Annotated in this window: 11 protein-coding genes and 2 pseudogenes; 7 read left to right on the top strand and 6 right to left on the bottom strand. The window is 70.0% G+C overall.

Annotated elements, in window-relative coordinates:
- Positions 1-440: pseudogene (locus tag EZJ19_RS10035) on the top strand (hypothetical protein); the annotation flags it as partial.
- Between the two features lie 6 nt (positions 441-446).
- Here EZJ19_RS10035 and EZJ19_RS10030 read toward each other — a convergent pair.
- On the bottom strand, positions 447-818 hold the full coding sequence (locus EZJ19_RS10030) for an Mth938-like domain-containing protein (RefSeq protein WP_131447165.1): 372 nt from the start codon (positions 816-818) through the stop codon (positions 447-449).
- Between the two features lie 252 nt (positions 819-1,070).
- Here EZJ19_RS10030 and EZJ19_RS10025 point away from each other — a divergent pair.
- The 6 genes and pseudogenes from EZJ19_RS10025 to EZJ19_RS10000 all read left to right on the top strand — a co-directional run bounded on the left by EZJ19_RS10025 (position 1,071) and on the right by EZJ19_RS10000 (position 8,829).
- A pseudogene (locus tag EZJ19_RS10025) lies at positions 1,071-2,296 on the top strand (pyridoxal phosphate-dependent aminotransferase).
- Between the two features lie 22 nt (positions 2,297-2,318).
- Positions 2,319-3,632: a homoserine dehydrogenase gene (locus EZJ19_RS10020; RefSeq protein ID WP_131447163.1), complete on the top strand. Its 1,314-nt coding sequence runs from the start codon at positions 2,319-2,321 to the stop codon at positions 3,630-3,632.
- 90 nt (positions 3,633-3,722) lie between these two features.
- Entirely contained in the window at positions 3,723-5,156 is a 1,434-nt protein-coding gene (thrC, locus tag EZJ19_RS10015; protein ID WP_131447161.1) for a threonine synthase, read from the top strand.
- On the top strand, positions 5,156-5,527 hold the full coding sequence (locus EZJ19_RS10010; RefSeq protein WP_131447159.1) for a guanyl-specific ribonuclease: 372 nt from the start codon (positions 5,156-5,158) through the stop codon (positions 5,525-5,527). Before thrC ends, EZJ19_RS10010 begins: the two co-directional genes overlap by 1 nt.
- The gene (locus tag EZJ19_RS10005) at positions 5,524-5,931 is read left to right on the top strand and encodes a barstar family protein (RefSeq protein ID WP_131447157.1); all 408 of its coding nucleotides are present in this window, start codon (positions 5,524-5,526) and stop codon (positions 5,929-5,931) included. The genes EZJ19_RS10010 and EZJ19_RS10005 overlap by 4 nt, the downstream gene beginning before the upstream one ends.
- A 66-nt stretch (positions 5,932-5,997) precedes the next feature.
- Positions 5,998-8,829, top strand: a complete 2,832-nt coding sequence (locus EZJ19_RS10000) for a bifunctional diguanylate cyclase/phosphodiesterase (protein WP_131447155.1) — start codon at positions 5,998-6,000, stop codon at positions 8,827-8,829.
- 6 nt (positions 8,830-8,835) lie between these two features.
- On the opposite strand, the gene EZJ19_RS09995 is transcribed toward EZJ19_RS10000, so the two are convergent.
- The 5 genes from EZJ19_RS09995 to nadC form a co-directional block, all read right to left on the bottom strand.
- The gene (locus tag EZJ19_RS09995; RefSeq protein ID WP_131447153.1) at positions 8,836-11,478 is read right to left on the bottom strand and encodes a DUF2339 domain-containing protein; all 2,643 of its coding nucleotides are present in this window, start codon (positions 11,476-11,478) and stop codon (positions 8,836-8,838) included.
- A gap of 113 nt (positions 11,479-11,591) precedes the next feature.
- Positions 11,592-13,970 (bottom strand): ATP-binding protein, encoded by a 2,379-nt coding sequence (locus EZJ19_RS09990; protein WP_131447151.1) that lies wholly within the window; start codon positions 13,968-13,970, stop codon positions 11,592-11,594.
- Entirely contained in the window at positions 13,967-15,241 is a 1,275-nt protein-coding gene (locus EZJ19_RS09985) for an ABC transporter substrate-binding protein (RefSeq protein ID WP_131447149.1), read from the bottom strand. Before EZJ19_RS09985 ends, EZJ19_RS09990 begins: the two co-directional genes overlap by 4 nt.
- A gap of 78 nt (positions 15,242-15,319) precedes the next feature.
- A complete protein-coding gene (locus EZJ19_RS09980; protein ID WP_131447147.1) occupies positions 15,320-16,126 on the bottom strand; it encodes an ABC transporter ATP-binding protein in 807 nt (268 codons plus the stop codon).
- 10 nt (positions 16,127-16,136) lie between these two features.
- A complete protein-coding gene (nadC, locus tag EZJ19_RS09975) occupies positions 16,137-16,979 on the bottom strand; it encodes a carboxylating nicotinate-nucleotide diphosphorylase (RefSeq protein ID WP_131447145.1) in 843 nt (280 codons plus the stop codon).
- Between the last annotated feature and the right edge of the window lie 39 nt (positions 16,980-17,018).

Genomic DNA, 17,018 nt, shown 5'->3' with positions numbered 1-17,018 from the left:
AGTACGACGCCATGCGCATGGGCGGCATGGGCGGAATGTCCGGAATGCCGCCGCCCCCGCCGCCGTCGGACTCGGAGGATAGCGGCGACCAGGGCTACACCCTGGAAGAGCTGCAGGCGCAACTGGACGAGATCGGCAGCTCGGACAGCCAGCGTTCGGCGCTGATCTCGGAGATCGTCGACAACTTCGCCTCCGCCGACGCGAACTCGGACGGCAAGGTGACCTTCGCCGAGGCCATGGCCTACGACCAGTCGGTCAACGGCTCCGCGTCCGCCACGGCGGCCACCACCAGCACCGCGACGAGCGACACCTCCAGCGCCTCAAGCGGTGGTCTGGATGCCCGCGACCTCGGGCTGGTGCGGATGGTCATGGAGTTGATGCGCGCCTACGGCAGCGACGCCTACGCCGCGACGACCGCCGGCTTCTCGGCCTCGGCCTGAACGGGCTCAGTCGCCGACGATGAGGGCCGCGGCGACCAGGCGGCCCTCCGTCGCCAGGATGTTGTAGGTCCGGCAGGCGGCGCCGGTGTCCATGTGCTCGACGCCGATGCCGGCCTCGATCAGTTCGCGGTAGCAGTCGGGGCGCGGAAACCGGTGTCGCCTGCCGGTGCCGAGCAGCACCAGGCTGGGCTTGAAGGGGAGCAGCCCGGACAGGGCGGCCGGCGTCAGTCCCTCGAAGTCGGCCACCGGCCAATCGGCCAGGTGCTCGGGCAGCAGGATGAGGCTGCCCGCATGGCGGTTGCGGTTGACCTCGACGAAGCCGTCGCCGTGTGCGGTGACCAGGTTGATGCCGGTAGTGAGGGACAGGTGCAGCTTCATGGCGCGTGAGACTGGGCTGGCGATGCCGACACGATAACCGGCCGGCGGCCCGGCCGGGAGGGGTGGGGGCGGAAAAAACGGCCGCCGCGCGGGGCGGGCGTCCCGGTTTGCCGGCAAAACGGGCGGTCGGGTAACATTACATACTTTCACACTACGGCTCCCCCGCCCCATGGACAACTATCCTCGCCGCGCCGCTCCGTCCGCCCAGAGGGGTGGCCGCGAGTGAGCGAAATCGACACCAGAGCACTGCACATGCGTCCGCTCAAGAAATCCGCCAAGCTGGCGAACGTCTGCTATGACATCCGCGGTCCGGTCATGGCCCGCTCCAAGCAGCTCGAGGAGGAGGGGCACCGCATCCTCAAGCTGAACATCGGCAACCTGGCCTCGTTCGGCTTTGACGCCCCCGAGGAGATCGTCCAGGACGTCATCCGCAACCTGCCGGACGCAGCCGGCTACTGCGATTCCAAGGGCCTGTTCGCCGCCCGCAAGGCGATCATGCACGAGACCCAGCGGATCGGCGTCAAGGGCGTCCGGATGGAGGACATCTACGTCGGCAACGGGGTGTCCGAGCTGATCGTGATGACCATGCAGGCCCTGCTCGACACCGGCGACGAGGTCCTCCTGCCGGCGCCCGACTACCCGCTCTGGACCGCCGGGGTCACCCTGGCCGGCGGCACGCCGCGCCACTACCTGTGCGACGAAGGGGCCGGCTGGCTGCCCGACCTGGACGACATCCGCGCCAAGATCACCCCGCATACCAAGGCCATCGTGGTGATCAACCCGAACAATCCGACCGGTGCGCTGTATCCGGAGGACCTGCTCAAGGAGTTGATCGAGATCGCCCGCCAGCACCAGCTGGTGGTCTGCGCCGACGAGATCTACGACAAGACCCTGTACGACGGCAACAAGCACATCTCCATGGCCTCGCTGGCCGACGACGTCATGTTCCTGACCTACAACGGCCTGTCCAAGAACTACCGTTCCTGCGGCTACCGGGCCGGCTGGGTGTCGCTGTCCGGCGAGCGGCGCCATGCCGGCGACTTCGTCGAAGGCCTGACCATGCTCGCCTCGATGCGCCTGTGCGCCAACGTCCCGGCCCAGTACGCCATCCAGACCGCCCTGGGCGGCTACCAGAGCATCAACGAGCTGATCGCCCCGGATGGCCGCCTGACCCGCCAGCGCGACATCGCCTGGGAGATGCTCAACGCCATCCCCGGGTATCCTGCGTGAAACCCAAGGCGGCCCTGTACCAGTTCCCGCGCCTCGACCCCAAGGTGTACCCGATCCAGAACGACCAGCACTTCATCCTCGAACTGCTGGAAGCGGAGAAGGTCCTGGTGGTCCAGGGCACCGGCTTCAACTGGCCGAATCCGGACCACTTCCGGGTGGTCTTCCTGCCGCACGAGGAGGTGTTGCGCGAGGCCATGCAGCGCCTGGAGCGCTTCCTGCACGGCTACCGCAAACGCCACTCGACCTGACAGAATCGAACGAATCCGCACCATGAAACCCATCAATGTAGGCCTGCTCGGCATCGGTACCGTCGGCGGCGGTACCTGGACCGTCCTGAATCGCAACGAGGAGGAGATCAGCCGGCGCGCCGGTCGTCCCATCCGCATCACCCATGTCGCCGACCGCAACGTGGACCATGCCCGCAGCTTTACCGGCGGCCGGGCGGCGGTGACCGACGACGCCTTCGCGGTGGTCAACGATCCGGACGTCGACATCGTCGTCGAGTTGATCGGCGGCTACACGGTGGCCAAGGACCTGGTCATGCAGGCGATCGCCAACGGCAAGCACGTGGTCACCGCCAACAAGGCCCTGCTCGCGGTGCACGGCAACGAGATCTTCGCCGCCGCCCAGGCCAAGGGCGTCATGGTCGCCTTCGAGGCCGCCGTGGCGGGTGGCATCCCGATCATCAAGGCCCTGCGCGAGGGGCTGTCGGCCAACCGCATCCAGTGGCTGGCCGGCATCATCAACGGCACCACCAACTTCATCCTGTCCGAGATGCGCGACAAGGGCCTGCCCTTCGCCGACGTGCTCGCGGAGGCGCAGCGCCTGGGCTATGCCGAGGCCGACCCGACCTTCGACATCGAAGGCGTCGATGCCGCCCACAAGGCCACGCTGATGGCGTCCATCGCCTTCGGCATCCCGGTCCAGTTCGAGCGTTGCCACATCGAGGGCATTTCCAAGCTGGATGCGGCGGACATCCGATATGCCGAGGAACTCGGCTACCGCATCAAGCTGCTGGGCATCGCCAAGCGCAAGGAGGCCGGCATCGAACTGCGCGTGCATCCGACCCTGATCCCGGCCAAGCGCCTGATCGCCAACGTGGAAGGCGCCATGAACGCGGTCGTGGTCTGGGGCGACGCCGTCGGCGCCACCCTCTACTACGGCAAGGGTGCCGGCGCCGAGCCGACCGCCAGCGCGGTGATCGCCGACCTGGTCGACGTCACCCGCCTGCATACCGCCGATCCGAAGAACCGGGTGCCGCACCTGGCCTTCCAGCCCGACCGCATGTCCGACCTGGCCATCCTGCCCCTGGCCGAGGTCGAGACCGCCTATTACCTGCGCCTCACCGCCGCCGACCAGCCCGGCGTGCTGGCCGACATCACCCGCATCCTGGCCGACCTGTCGATCTCCATCGACGCCATGATCCAGAAGGAACCGGCGGAAGGCGAGGCGCAGACCGATGTCGTCATCCTGACCCATGTCGCGAAGGAGAAGGACGTCGACACCGCGATCGCCCGGATCGAGAGCCTGGCCAGCATCAAGGGCCGGGTCACCCGCATCCGCATGGAAGAACTGAACGGCTGACGCCTCGGCCCCGGGGCGCAGGCGCGGCGGCTGCCGCGCCGGGCCGGACCAGCGCGGGCAGGCCCGCGCCCAGCTTGTACGAGGTCATATATGAACTACATCAGCACCCGCGGCCAGGCGCCCGCGCAAACCTTCTCCCAGATCCTGCTCGGCGGCCTGGCCCCGGACGGCGGCCTCTACGTGCCGGAGGTCTATCCGCATTTCGGCCACGACGATCTCGCCGTGATGCGCACCATGGACTACCGCGAGCTGGCCCTGACCGTACTCGCGCGACTCGCCGACGACATCCCGGTGGCCGATCTCAAGGACCTGGTCGACCGCACCTACACCGCCGCGACCTACAGCCACGGCCGCGCCGATTCCGACTTCAGCCAGATCACCCCGGTGCGCAGGCTGGAGGACGGCCTCTACCTGCTGGAACTGTCGAACGGCCCGACCCTGGCCTTCAAGGACATGGCCATGCAGCTGCTCGGCAACCTGTTCGAGTACGCCCTCGACAAGGCCGGCCTGGACATCAACATCCTGGGCGCCACCTCCGGCGACACCGGTTCGGCGGCCGAGTACGCCATGCGCGGCAAGCACAACGTCCGGGTGTTCATGCTTTCGCCCCTGGAAGGCATGACCCGCTTCCAGCAGGCCCAGATGTACAGCCTGCAGGACGCCAACATCCACAACCTGGTCGTGCGCGGGGTGTTCGACGATTGCCAGGACATCGTCAAGGCCGTGTCCAACGACCTCGAGTTCAAGACCTACCACCGCATCGGCGCGGTGAACTCCATCAACTGGGCGCGCGTGGCGGCCCAGTGCATCTACTATTTCAAGGCCTACTTCGCGGTCACCGGGTCGGACGACCAGCCGGTCTCCTTCTCGGTGCCGTCGGGCAACTTCGGCGACGTCTGCGCCGGCCATATCGCCCGCCAGATGGGCCTGCCCATCGCCAAGCTGGTGGTCGCCACGAACGAGAACGACGTCCTCGACGAGTTCTTCCGCACCGGCGTCTACCGGCCGCGCACCTCGGCCGAGACGCTGCACACGTCGAGCCCGTCCATGGACATCTCCAAAGCCTCCAACTTCGAGCGCTTCATCTTCGACGTGGCCGGCGGCGACGGCGACAAGGTGCGCGAGCTGTGGCGCGCGGTCGACCGGGGCAGCGCCTTCGACCTGAAGGCGCACGGCCTGTTCGACCGGGTGGCCGACTACGGCTTCGAGTCCGGCAAGAGCAGCCATGCCGACCGCATCGCCACCATCCGCATGGCGGCCGAGCGCTACGGCACCGTGATCGACCCGCACACCGCCGATGGCCTCAAGGTCGGCCTGGCCCACCGCGAGCCGGGCATTCCCATGATCTGCCTGGAGACGGCCCTGCCGGCCAAGTTCGAGGACGCCATCGTCGAGGCCCTGGGCCGCGCGCCGGAGCGCCCGGCCGGCCTGGCCGAACTGGAATCCCTGCCGCAGCGCTACGAGGTGCTCGACCCCGAGGTCGAGGCGATCAAGGCGGTGATCGTCGCCCACGCCAACGACTGATGGCCGGCCCCCTGCGCCTGTTCCTGGCGGTCCTGCTGGGCCTCCTGGCCTGGAGCGGCGCGCAGGCGTTCTGGGCCCAGCCCAAGGGCTACGACCTCCAGGTGGCCCACGTCATGGGCCTGCCGCCCGAGGCCCGGCAGACCCTGGCCCTGATCAAGCGCGGCGGCCCCTTTCCCTACGCCCGCGACGGCATCGAGTTCAAGAACCGGGAAAACCGCCTGCCCGCCCGGCCACGCCTGTACTACCGGGAATACACGGTGCCGACCCCGGGCCGGCGCGACCGCGGCCCGCGCCGGCTCATCGCCGGGCAGGGCGGCGAGTTCTACTACACCCAGGACCATTACCAAACCTTCTGGAGGCTCAAGGAATGAGCGGCCTGGCCATCGCCGACGTACTCGGGCATCCGCAGCACAACGGCATCTACCGGCTGGCGCCGGGAGCCACGCTGCCGGCCGGCCTGATCCATCTGGCCGGGCGCCGGCTGACCGGCAAGCCGGCCATGCTCGAGGCGGTCGCCGAGGCATTCGCCTGCCCGGACTACTTCGGCGCCAATTGGGATGCCCTCGAAGACAGCCTGGGCGACCTGTCCTGGCTGGCCGGGCCCATCGGCCTGGTGATCGAGGCGGCCGACCTGCCGGCGGCCGCGGCACCCGACTCCTGGCCGGTGCTGCTCGACATCCTCGGCGACGTCTCCCGCTCCTGGCGCGGTGCCGGGCGGCCGTTCGCGGTCTTCCTGCGCGGCGGCCACGACGCCTACCCGCTGATCGCCGGCTGAGCCGCCTGGCCCGGGCGGCGGGTTCGGCTATAACGAAGCATTCATGCCGCTCTCAGGGGTGGGCCAATGGCTTGGCCGGACTGGTTGGACCCGAGAAAGAGTTTCCGCCTGCGCCTAGTACTGGTGGTGATCGTCTTGGTCGTGGTCCTGTTCCAGGGCGCGGCCTACTTCAACCGCAATGCCTTCGTGGAGCAGGTGCGCACCGACAAGGGCCTCCTCCTGGCCGAGATCGCCCACCAGATGGCCGGCGAGATGGACAAGGGCGTCGCCGACCGCCTGCGCGAGATCGGCATCATGGCCAGCCTGCCGATCCTGAGCGACCCGGGCACGCCGCTGGCCGACAAGCAGGCCATGCTCGATGCCCTGCAGGCCAGCTACCGCAACTATGCCTGGATCGGCTTCACCGACGCCGAGGGCAACATCCTGGCCGGCACCGGCGGCCTGCTGGTGGGCAAGAACGTCGCCAAGCGGGCCTGGTTCATCGAGGGGGCGCGCGGCCCGGCGGTGGGCGACGTGCACGACGCCTTCCTGTTGGCCAAGATACTGCCCAAGCCGGAACACGACTTCCTGCCCCTGCGCCTGCTCGACGTCTCGGCGCCGATCCGCGACCGCTCCGGCCACCTGCTCGGCGTCATGTGCGGGCACCTGTCGTGGGACTGGTCGTACCAGGTCAAGAATGCCCTCCTGGCGCCGTTGCAGAGCCATGCCAAGGTGGACGTCCTGATCGTCGGCCGCCAGGGCCAGCTGCTGCTCGGCACGCCGGCCCTGCACCGCCTGGCCGAACGCTTCGATCTTGCCAGCCTGCGCGCCGCGCGGGCCGGCCGGAGCGGCTTCCTGGCCGAAGCCTGGCCGGACGGCGAGACCTACCTGACCGGCTATGCCCCGAGCACCGGGCACGGCACCTACCGCGGCCTCGGCTGGACGGTGCTGGTGCGCCAGCCGGCCGGCCAGGCCTTCGCCGTCGCCGATACGCTGCAGCGCCGCGGCATCGTGACCAGCATCGTCTTCGCCGTCGCCTTCGCGGTCGTGCTCTGGTACTCGGCCGGCCGCCTGGTCGAGCCCATGCGCCGGATCGCCGCGGCGGCGGTGCGCATCCGGGAGCGCGGCGGGGAAGGCGGCATTCCCGTGCTGCCCGGCGCGGACGAACTCGCCGTGCTGTCGCGTTCCCTGGCCGACATGGTCGGCACCCTGGAGGCGCAGAAGGGCGAGTTGGCCGACAAGAACCAGCAGCTCCAGCTGTCGGCCCAGGTGTTCTCGTCGAGTACCGAGGGGATCATCATCACCGATGCCGAGGAGCGCATCCTGTCGATCAACCAGGCCTACTCGGAAATCACCGGCTACCGGCTCGAGGAGGTGATCGGCAAGACCCCGCGCCTGCTCGCTTCGGGACGCCAGGACAAGGGCTTCTACGCGGCCATGTGGGGTGAGCTGCAGCGGCACGGCCGCTGGCAGGGCGAGGTCTGGAACCGGCGCAAGGACGGCGAGGTGTATCCGGAGTGGCTGATCATCAGCCGGGTGTGCGACGCGGCCGGCGCGGTCAGCCACTACATCGGCATCTTCACCGACATCACCGAGCGCAAGCGGGCCGAGGAGCGCATCCTGCACCTGGCCAACCACGACGTCCTCACCGACCTGCCCAACCGCCTGCTCTACCTGGAGCAGCTCAATGCCGCCCTGATCCACGCGCGCCGGCAACATGGCGCGCTGGCGGTGCTGTTCGTCGACCTCGACCGCTTCAAGAACGTCAACGACTCGCTCGGCCACCACATCGGCGACCTGCTCCTGCTCCAGGTCGCCAAGCGCCTGGCCGGCACCCTGGACGCCGGCGGCTTCGTCGCCCGCTGGGGCGGCGACGAGTTCGTCGTCTTCATCCCCGACCTCCGGGACACCGCGGTCGCCGCCCGCCTGGCCGAGCGCATCAACGCGCTGATCGCGACGCCGTTCCAGATCGGCGACAGCCTCAACCTGAGCATCACCTCGAGCGTCGGCATCGCCATCTACCCGGACGACGGCACCGACGTGGTCACCCTGACCAAGAACGCCGATGCGGCCATGTACTACGCCAAGGAGAACGGGCGCGACAACTACCAGTTCTTCACCCGCGAGATCAACCAGCAGGTCAACGAACGCCTGCTCATGGAAAACGCCTTGCGCCAGGCCCTCGCCCAGGGCCAGCTGGAGGTCTACTACCAGCCCCAGGTGGCGCTGCCGGGCCTGGCCATCGTCGGCGTGGAGGCCCTCCTGCGCTGGCACCACCCGGAATGGGGCATGGTTTCGCCGGGCCGCTTCATCCCGGTCGCCGAGGAAACCGGCCTCATCGTGCCGATCGGCGAATGGGTGCTGCGCGAGGCCTGCGCCCAGCAGCTGCGCTGGCGCGACGAGGGCTTGGCGGTGCGCATGGCGGTCAACCTGTCCAGCGTGCAGTTCCAGCACGGCGACCTGGCCGGGTTGATCACCGGCATCGTCACCGGCATGGGGGCGGTGCCCGAGAACATCGAACTCGAGATCACCGAAAGCGTGGTGCTGGATTGCGCGGACTGCGCGCGCGATACCCTCACCCGGCTGCACGAGCTGGGTTTCAGCATCGCCATGGATGATTTCGGCACCGGCTATTCCAGCCTGTCCTACATCAACCAGCTGCCGCTCGACCGGATCAAGATCGACCAGTCCTTCGTGCGCGACATCACCAGCAACCCGCAGAGCTCGGCCATCGCCTCGGCCGTGGTGGCCATGGCGCGCAGCCTCGACCTGCAGGTGATCGCCGAAGGCGTCGAGACGGCCGAACAGCTCGAATACCTGCGCCTGCTCGAGTGCGAGGAACTGCAGGGCTACCTGTTCGGGCGGCCGCAACCGGCCGACGCGATCGGCCGCCTGTTGCGCGGCGACCCGCCGGGCTGAGCCGGCTCAGCCCGCGGGCGGGGCCGGCTCCGCCTGCCGGGGCGGGACCGGGGCCAGGTAGCCGGCCCCCAGGACCAGCAGGCCGACGCCGAGCAGCGACAGCACCCGCAAGAGGCCGGCGACGTTGGCGAGGTCGACCACGGCGAGCTTGGCACAGACCAGGAGCAGGAGGCCGAGGCCGGCGAACCAGAGCGGCCGTATCTGCCGGCGCGACGCCGCGACCATGGCGAACAGGGCGAAGGCGGTCCAGCCGAGCGAAAGCAGGGCCTGGAGCAGGGCCGAGTGCCAGAGCGGGCCGGCCAGGAAGGGCACGCCGGCCCAATGGTGCACGGTCCGGGCCAGCATCTGGCTGAACCAGAACAGCGCGGCCAGCCCGAACAGGGCCGGGTAGGCGAGGCGCGGGCCGAACCGGGCCGCCGCCAGCCAGTGCCCGTACAAGGCCCAGAGCAGCAGCGCGGCGGCCGCCTCGAGCGGGTTGACCAGAGGCAGGTAGGGCAGGGCCCAGGCCCCGGTCAGCCCGGTCGGCATGGCGAACAGCCACAGCCAGCCGAGCAGGGCGGGTAGTGCCAGGGCCGTGTCCAGGTAGAGCGGCCGCAACGCGCCGGCGAACGGCCACACGGTGGCGCCCCGGCAGACCAGCAGCAGGGTGCCGGCCAGGACCGCGGCGCGTGCCGCCTCGGCCGTCGAGGCGCCGAACGCCGGCTCGGCCAGCCAGGCGGCTTCCCAGGCCAGGGCCCAGGCGGCCAGCCAGTAGGCCGCGACGTGGCGCTCGCGCAGCCACCAGGTCAGGCCGTCGCCCGCCTGCCGGTACAGGCCTCGGTAATGCACGGCGAGGGCCGCAGCCCCGACCAGCCAGAGGCCGTGCGCGAGGGGATGCCCGGTGACCAGGTAGGCGTTGGCCAGGGCGAGGGCCAGGACCGGCAGCAGGAGCAGGGCGGCGCGGCGCAGGTCGGCGAGGCCGTGGCGGCGGCCCAGCCACTCGAGGCCGGCGCTGCTGAGCGTTGCCAGTGCCGCCATGGCCACCCAGGTGCGGGCCGGATCGAACAGGCGCTCGAATTCGGCCAGGAAGGCACCGAACCACCAGACCAGGGCCCAGACCAGGAAGGCGCGGTGGCGGAACGCCTGGGCGCGCACGGCGTAGGCGCTCAGGGCACCGGCGGCGACCAGGAGCAGGCTGGCGTGGAACAGGCTGTCGCGGAACGGCAGGCCGTCCGGGCCCTGCCACCAGAGGTCGAGCAGGAGCAGGCCGGACAGGGCCTGCAGCAGGCTCCCGGCGAGCAGCGGCAGGCGGGTGCCGGAGCGGCTGGCGTACCAGACCACGCCGGCCCCTTCCAGGGCCCAGAACACGCCGGCGACGTTCTGGCTGAAGGCCAGCCAGGGGGCCAGGGACAGGAAGGCGAGGGCAAGCCCGGCCTGGGCCTGGCGGACCAGCATGGCGCCGGTCGGCCGGGTCAGACGCTGCAGCAGGGCGTACCAGAGTCCGGCCCCCAGGCTGCTCAGGGCCAGGAAATCCAGGTCGCCGTAATAGAGTGCCGATTGCGTCGCCGCCGCCGCCGCCGGCGGCCCGAACAGCAGGACGCCCGATTGCCAGCCCCACTGCGGCGGCGGGCCGCGCCGGGCGGCCAGCCATGGCGTCGCGCTGTAGAGGAGGAACAGGACCAGCACGAACGACTCGACGTCCACGCGCAGGGCCGCGGCATAGTTGAGGTCGGCCCAGGCGTAGCCGACGCCGACGCTGAACGCCAGGCTGGTGACGATGACCAGACGCCAGGCCCGGTGCAGGCTGAGCGCCAGGATGTAGAGGTCGAGCAGGGCCAGGTAGGCGAACAGGATGCGGGGCTCGCCCTGGCCGGGGACCAGCAGGGGTGCCAGGAAGCCGCCCAGGACGCCGAGCAGGGCGAAGCTCTGGCTGTCCTGGCGTGCCGCCATGGCCAGGCAGGCGGCGCCCAGGCCGGCGAAGATGAGGAAGGCGGTCGCGGTGCCCAGGTAGCCGAACTGGGCCAGGGCGAACCAGGTGGCGATGTACAGGATGCCGAAGCCGCCGCCCTCGAGGGCGAAGCCGAAGCCCCGGCGCGCCTGTTCCGACTCTGGCGCGAAGCGGTACAGCCAGGCCGGCCGGAAGGCCTGGCCGGTGGCGGGCGCGGCACCGGCCCAGAGCGAGGCCAGACCGGCCAGCGCGGCCGCGAGCAGGCGCAGGTAGGGCGGCAGCATGCCGTAGTCGGCGGCCAGCTTGAGGGCCGAGGCGATGCCGAAGAAGAGCAGCACCATGCCCAGCTTGGCGAGGATGTTGCCGGACAGCAGGCGGCCGAGCAGTTCGGTCGGCATGGCGAGGCGGGGCGGCGCGCCGAGCCAGGGCGGCGTGCTCCGGTCGGGCGCCGGTGCGATGCCGGGAACCGTGACGGTCGCCGGCACCGGCGCGGGGTCCGGGACGGCCGCGGCCGGGGCAATCGCGGCCGGCGCCTCGACGGCCGGGCTGCTGGCACGGACGGCGGGGACGTCCCCGCGCCCGGCTTCGAGGCTGCGCAGGCGCGCCTCCAGGCGGTTGACGCGGCCGAGCAGGTAGCCGAGCAGGCCGCCCAGGAGCGCCCCCGCGAGGCCGCCGGAGGTCTCCCCGAGCAGCAGGCCGATCAGCGCGAACAACAGCCACATGGTTCCCCCTTTTCGTTCGCCGCAATGCGCCCGTCCGGGCATGCCAAGTATACGGGCCGCGCCGGCCGGCGGCGGCCATCGGTTGTCGCCGGGCTTGCGCCCGGCCGCCGGCGTCAGCCGGCCGAGGCGGCTCCCGCCCGCCCGGCATCGAGCCAGGTGAGCAGCGTCGCATAAAGTTGGTCGGGGTCCACCGGCTTGGCGATGAAGTCGTTCATGCCGGCCGCGAAGCAGACCGCCTTGTCCTCGGCGAAGGCGTTCGCGGTCATGGCCAGGATGGGGGTGCCGGCATGGCGCGGCAGGCACCGGATGCGCCGGGTGGCCTCGAGGCCGTCCAGCCTGGGCATCTGCACGTCCATCAGGATGAGGGCGTAGTCGTTCGCCTCGGCCATCGCCACCGCCTCGGCGCCGTCGGCCGCGGCATCGGCCTTGAGGCCGACGTCGTCGAGGAGCAGCACCGTGATCTCGCGGTTGATCGGCTCGTCCTCGGCCAGGAGGAGGCGTGCGCCGCGGTGGTCGCGGAGCAGGCGCGCCTCGGCGTCGGACTGCGCGACGGCATGGGCGTCGCCGCCGGCGCCGGCGCGCCGTTCCAGGCGGGCCGTGAACCAGAAGGTGCTGCCGGCGCCGGGGCGGCTTTCCGCCCCGGCACCGCCACCCATCAGCTCGGCCAGGCGGCGCGTCACGGCGAGGCCCAGGCCGGTGCCGCCGTACTTGCGCGTGGTGCTGTTGTCGGCCTGTTCGAAGGCGGTGAACAGCTTGGCCAGGGTGTCGGGTGCGAGGCCGATGCCGGTATCCGTCACCTCGAAGCGCAGCAGGACCGCCTCGGGTGCCTCCTCGACGGCGTGCACGCGCAAGGTGACGCTGCCGGCCTCGGTGAACTTGACGGCGTTGCCGGCGTAGTTGAGCAGGGCCTGCTGCAGGCGGGTCGGGTCGCCGTACAGCACGCCCGGCACCGGCGCCACCTCGGTGGCCAGGCGCAGTCGCTTGGCCTGGGCGCCGGCCTGGATCATGGTCACGACGTTGCCGACCAGGTCGTTCACGTCGACCGGCACGTGTTCGAGCTGGAACTTGCCGGCCTCGATCTTGGACAGTTCCAGGATGGCGTTGATGATGTTGAGTAGGTGGGCCCCCGCCGCCTCCAGCTTGGCCAGCTGGTCGTCCTGCTTGTCGGTCAGGCCGCCGCGCCGGATCAGGTGGGCCATGCCGGTGATGGCGTTCAGCGGAGTCCGAATCTCGTGGCTCATGTTGGCGAGGAAGGCGCTCTTGGCGACGTTGGCCGCCTCGGCCGCCTCCTTGGCATGCGACAGTTCCGCGGTGCGCACCTCGACCAGTTGTTCCAGGTTCTCGCGGTGGCGTTGCAGCTCTTCGGCGGTGCGCTTCGCTTCGGTGATGTCCTCCGACATGCCGAGCAGGAATTCCGCCTCGCCCTGCGCGTTGCGCAGGGCCAGCTTGCGGGTGTGCAGGATGCGCCGGCCGCCCTGGCGGGTGTCGACGGCCTCCTCCGGGATGTCGACGACGCCCGCCGTGGCCAGGGCCTCGCGGTCCCTGGCGGTGAGGGCGTCGGCCTGCTCGGCCGGGAACAGGTCGTATTCGGTCCGGCCCAGCAGTTCCTGGCGCGCGTGGCCGAGCAGTCGCTCGCCGGCCCGGTTGAACAGGACGAAGCGCAGGTCGTCGGCGCGCTTGAGGAAGATCATGTTGGGGATGTTCTCGACGATGGAGTCGAGCAGGCGGTTGGCGGCACCGATCTCCGCCTCGTTGCGCTGGTGCACGGCCAGGAGGGCGCCCAGCTTGGCGGTCATGGAGTTGATGCCGGCCTGGAGTTCGCCCAGTTCGTCGGAATAGGTGACCGGGATGCGGGCCGCGACGTCGCCTTCCTCCACCTCCTTCAGGACGCCCAGCGAGACGTCCACGCGCCGGGTGAGGAGGCGCTGGGCCAGGAACACGATGCTGGTGGAGCTGAGCAGGACGAAGAAGGCCGAACCGAGCACGCCCCAGAGCAGGATGGAGCGCTTCTGGTCGTTCAGCTCGGCGGTGCTGATGGTGATCACCGTGACGTAGATGGGCCGCCCGCCGTCCGGGGCATCGATGTGCCTGATCGCGGTCAGGGTGTCGGGCCCGGCCACGAACAATTCCTCGTGCGGCCCGGTTTCCGCGAGCCATCGGGAATCGAAGCCCTTGGTTTCGCGGACCTGCTGGCCCAGTTTGCCGGGGTCGGTGGCGACGATGATGCGGCCGTTGCCGCCGATCACCATGCCGTCCAGGTAGGGGGCGCCGAGCATCTCGCTGATCAGTTGCTGGCGGGCGATGGCATGCACGGCGAGTTCGTCGCTGGCGATCATGTCGCCGACCAGTTGCAGGCGCGAGCGGGTGCGTTCGTCCAAGGCACCGCTGAAGCGGTCGACATAGAACCAGCCGATCAGGCTGAAGGCGACGACCTCGACGCAACCGACCAACAGGGCGATGCGGGCGACGAGGCCGAAGCGGGAGAGTTTCATGGCGCGTAGTGGGGCGTCTCGGACAGCGGTTCCAGCCGGGTGCCGCGTTCCGGTTCATAGCGGACCTGGTCGGGTGCGACGTGGGCGAGGATCTCCATGCCCAGTTCCGGACGCCGGGCACGCGGGTTCCAGCGCGCGATGTAGATGCTTTGCTGGACGTGGTGGCTGACCGGGTCCATGTAGGCGTCGTCGTCCTGCATGCCGTCCCTGGCGCTGCGGCGATAGCCCTCGAGCTGCTCGATGACCGCGTGGTTGTTGGTGCTGCCGGCCCGGGCGATGGCCTCCAGCAGGGCCTTGGTGGCCAGGTAGGCGGCGTGGGTGACGTCGCCGGGGTAGTCGAGTTTGGTGTGGCCGTAACGTCTGCGGTAGCGGGCGACGAACTCGGCCGTGCCCGGCGTTGCCAGGTTCCACGCCCAGGTGGTTCCGAACAGCGGGCGCGGCGTGCCCGGCGCCGGATAGAGTTCCTCCCAGTCCACCTCGCCGACGACCCAGGCCTGGCGGTCGAGGACCTTGGGGTCGATCTGGGCGAACAGCTTGATCTGGTTGTCGCCGCTGATGTTGGTGACGACCACGTCGGCCGGCACGGCTGCCACCTGGCGGAGGGTGCGGCCCGGATCCGGCAACGTCTCCGGCGCCATGACCTCGCCCACCACCGTGCCGCCGTATTCGGCGACGTACTGGCGCGCGGCGGTCGCGTTGCTGTGGCCCCAGACGTTGTCCTCGGTGAGCAGGAGGACGCGCTTGCCGGCCTGCCCGGACAGTGCATACCGGATCAGGGCACGGCCGAAGTTCGCGCCGTTGGCGTCGAACACGAACTTGGTCCGGTGCGCGTTCTCGACCGATTCGGTGGGCGCCGAGGAGTTGGTGTTGATGAACAGCACGCCGTGTCGCTGGGCTACCGCCGACATGCTGGCGGCGACCCCCGAACTGATGGCGCCGACCAGGAAACCCACATGGGTGCGGCTGATCAACTCCTCGGCCACCTCGGCGGCGCGCTTGGCGTCCAGGGTCGGGTCGCGCGAGACCAGGACGATCTCGCGCCCGAGCACGCCGCCTTTGCCGTTGAACTCCTCGACCGCCATCTCGGCGCCGCGCCGGTCCGCCTCCGCATGCAGGGCGAAACGCCCGGTGGTGGGGGCGACGTGGGCGATGAGGATGGGGGGAGCCGCCGCGCCGGCGAGCGGGATGAACCCGGTGGCGGAGTCGCCGGGAAGCAATGCGGTCACGGCCAGCAGGCCCGCCAGGATGGAACCGAAGGACCGGATCGTCATGGTGGCAAGGATCGGGAATCTGATGACTGCACTATAGCCCTGCCGCCGGCCGGGTGACGGGCCGCGCGGCCCGCCGGTTCAGGCGGCCGCCAGGCCCATGTCGGCGGCGAGCGGATCGGCCGGGTAGTGGAAGTGCACCGGGCCGTCCGGCTCGGCGTGGATGTATTGGCGCACGAAGGGGTCGCTGGAACTCAGCATCTCCGCCGTCGGCCCGTGGGCGACGACCTTGCCGTCGGACAGGAAGTAGGCGTAGTCGACCACCTTGAGGGATTCCGAGACGTCGTAGGTGACCACGATGGACGTGGTGCCCAGGGCGTCGTTCTGGCGCCGGATCAGGTTGGCGATGACGTTGAGCGAGATCGGGTCGAGGCCGGCGAAGGGTTCGTCGTAGATCACCAGCTTGGGGTCGATGGCCACGGCGCGGGCCAGGGCGATGCGCCGCTCCATGCCGCCGGACAGCTCGCGCGGCATCAGGGAATGGGCACCGCGCAGGCCGACCGCGTGCAGCTTCATGAGGACCAGGTCGCGGATCATGGCCTCCGGCAGGTCGGTGTGTTCGCGCATCGGGAAGGCGATGTTCTCGTACACGGAGAGGTCGCTGAACAGGCCGCTGACCTGGAACATCATGCCCATCTTGCGGCGCAGGCGATAGAGGCCGTCGTTGTCCAGGGCGTGGACATCCTCGCCGTCGATCAGGACCCGGCCGCGCTCGGGGCGCAGCTGGCCGCTGATCAGGCGCATCAGGGTGGACTTGCCGCAGCCGCTCGTGCCCAGGATGGCCACCGCCTTGCCGCGCGGAATGTCCAGGTCGACGCCGTCGAGGATCTTGCGCCCCTCGTAGGCGAAATGCAGGTCGCGGACTTCCACGATGTTGTCGTTGGCCATGGCGGGTTCCTCAGGTTTCGATAAAGCGCATGGACAGGTCCACGGCGCGTACGTTCTTGGTCAGGCTGCCGATCGAGATGCGGTCGACGCCGGTTTCCGCCATCGAGCGCACGTTGTCCAGGGTGATGCCGCCCGAGGCCTCCAGTTCGGCGCGTCCGGCGACGAACAGGACCGCCGCGCGCAGGCCGTCGGCGTCGAAGTTGTCGAGCAGGATCAATTTCGCCCCGGCGTCCAGGGCCTCGGCCAGCTGGTCCATGTTCTCGACCTCGATCTGGATGCTCACCCCGGCCGGGGCGATCGCCCGGGCGTGCGCCATCGCCGGCCGGATGCCGCCGGCCGCGGCGATGTGATTCTCCTTGATCAGGATGCCGTCGAACAGCCCCATGCGCTGGTTCTCGCCGCCGCCGCACAGGACCGCGTACTTGAGCGCCGCGCGCAGGCCGGGCAGGGTCTTGCGGGTGTCGTAGATCCTGGCGCGGGTGCCGGCCACGGCGGCGACGTAGTGGCGCGTCTCGGTGGCCACCCCGGACAGCGTCTGCAGGAAGTTGAGGGCCGGCCGTTCGCCGGTGAGCAGGGCGCGGGCATTGCCCTTGACCTCGCACAGGGTCTGGCCGGCGCTGACCGGCTCGCCGTCCTCGGCCAGCCAGAACAGGCGCACGTCCGGGTCGAGGCGGCGGAATATGGCGTTGAACCAGGGCTGGCCGCACAGCACGGCATCCTCGCGGGTGATGACCCGGGCGTGGGCGCCGGCGTTTTCCGGGATCAGGCTGGCGGTCAGATCGCCGCGCCGCTCCAGGTCTTCGGCCAGGGCGGCGTCGATGTTGGTGGTGATCGTTTCTTGGTCAGGCTGCATCGGTCTCGTCTCCTTGGCCGCCATTTTATCCCGGACTGG

The sequence above is a fragment of the Parasulfuritortus cantonensis genome (assembly GCF_004337445.1).
In the GTDB taxonomy this organism is placed as follows: domain Bacteria; phylum Pseudomonadota; class Gammaproteobacteria; order Burkholderiales; family Thiobacillaceae; genus Parasulfuritortus; species Parasulfuritortus cantonensis.
The sequence above is the reverse complement of the archived record's forward strand: the minus strand, read 5'-3'. Positions and strand labels throughout refer to the sequence as shown.

Coding starts and splice junctions, on each gene's coding strand:
- EZJ19_RS10030 (WP_131447165.1), bottom strand. CDS start 818: ATGAAGCTGCACCTGTCCCTCACTACCGGCATCAACCTGGTCACCGCA.
- EZJ19_RS10020 (WP_131447163.1), top strand. CDS start 2,319: ATGAAACCCATCAATGTAGGCCTGCTCGGCATCGGTACCGTCGGCGGC.
- thrC (WP_131447161.1), top strand. CDS start 3,723: ATGAACTACATCAGCACCCGCGGCCAGGCGCCCGCGCAAACCTTCTCC.
- EZJ19_RS10010 (WP_131447159.1), top strand. CDS start 5,156: ATGGCCGGCCCCCTGCGCCTGTTCCTGGCGGTCCTGCTGGGCCTCCTG.
- EZJ19_RS10005 (WP_131447157.1), top strand. CDS start 5,524: ATGAGCGGCCTGGCCATCGCCGACGTACTCGGGCATCCGCAGCACAAC.
- EZJ19_RS10000 (WP_131447155.1), top strand. CDS start 5,998: ATGGCTTGGCCGGACTGGTTGGACCCGAGAAAGAGTTTCCGCCTGCGC.
- EZJ19_RS09995 (WP_131447153.1), bottom strand. CDS start 11,478: ATGTGGCTGTTGTTCGCGCTGATCGGCCTGCTGCTCGGGGAGACCTCC.
- EZJ19_RS09990 (WP_131447151.1), bottom strand. CDS start 13,970: ATGAAACTCTCCCGCTTCGGCCTCGTCGCCCGCATCGCCCTGTTGGTC.
- EZJ19_RS09985 (WP_131447149.1), bottom strand. CDS start 15,241: ATGACGATCCGGTCCTTCGGTTCCATCCTGGCGGGCCTGCTGGCCGTG.
- EZJ19_RS09980 (WP_131447147.1), bottom strand. CDS start 16,126: ATGGCCAACGACAACATCGTGGAAGTCCGCGACCTGCATTTCGCCTAC.
- nadC (WP_131447145.1), bottom strand. CDS start 16,979: ATGCAGCCTGACCAAGAAACGATCACCACCAACATCGACGCCGCCCTG.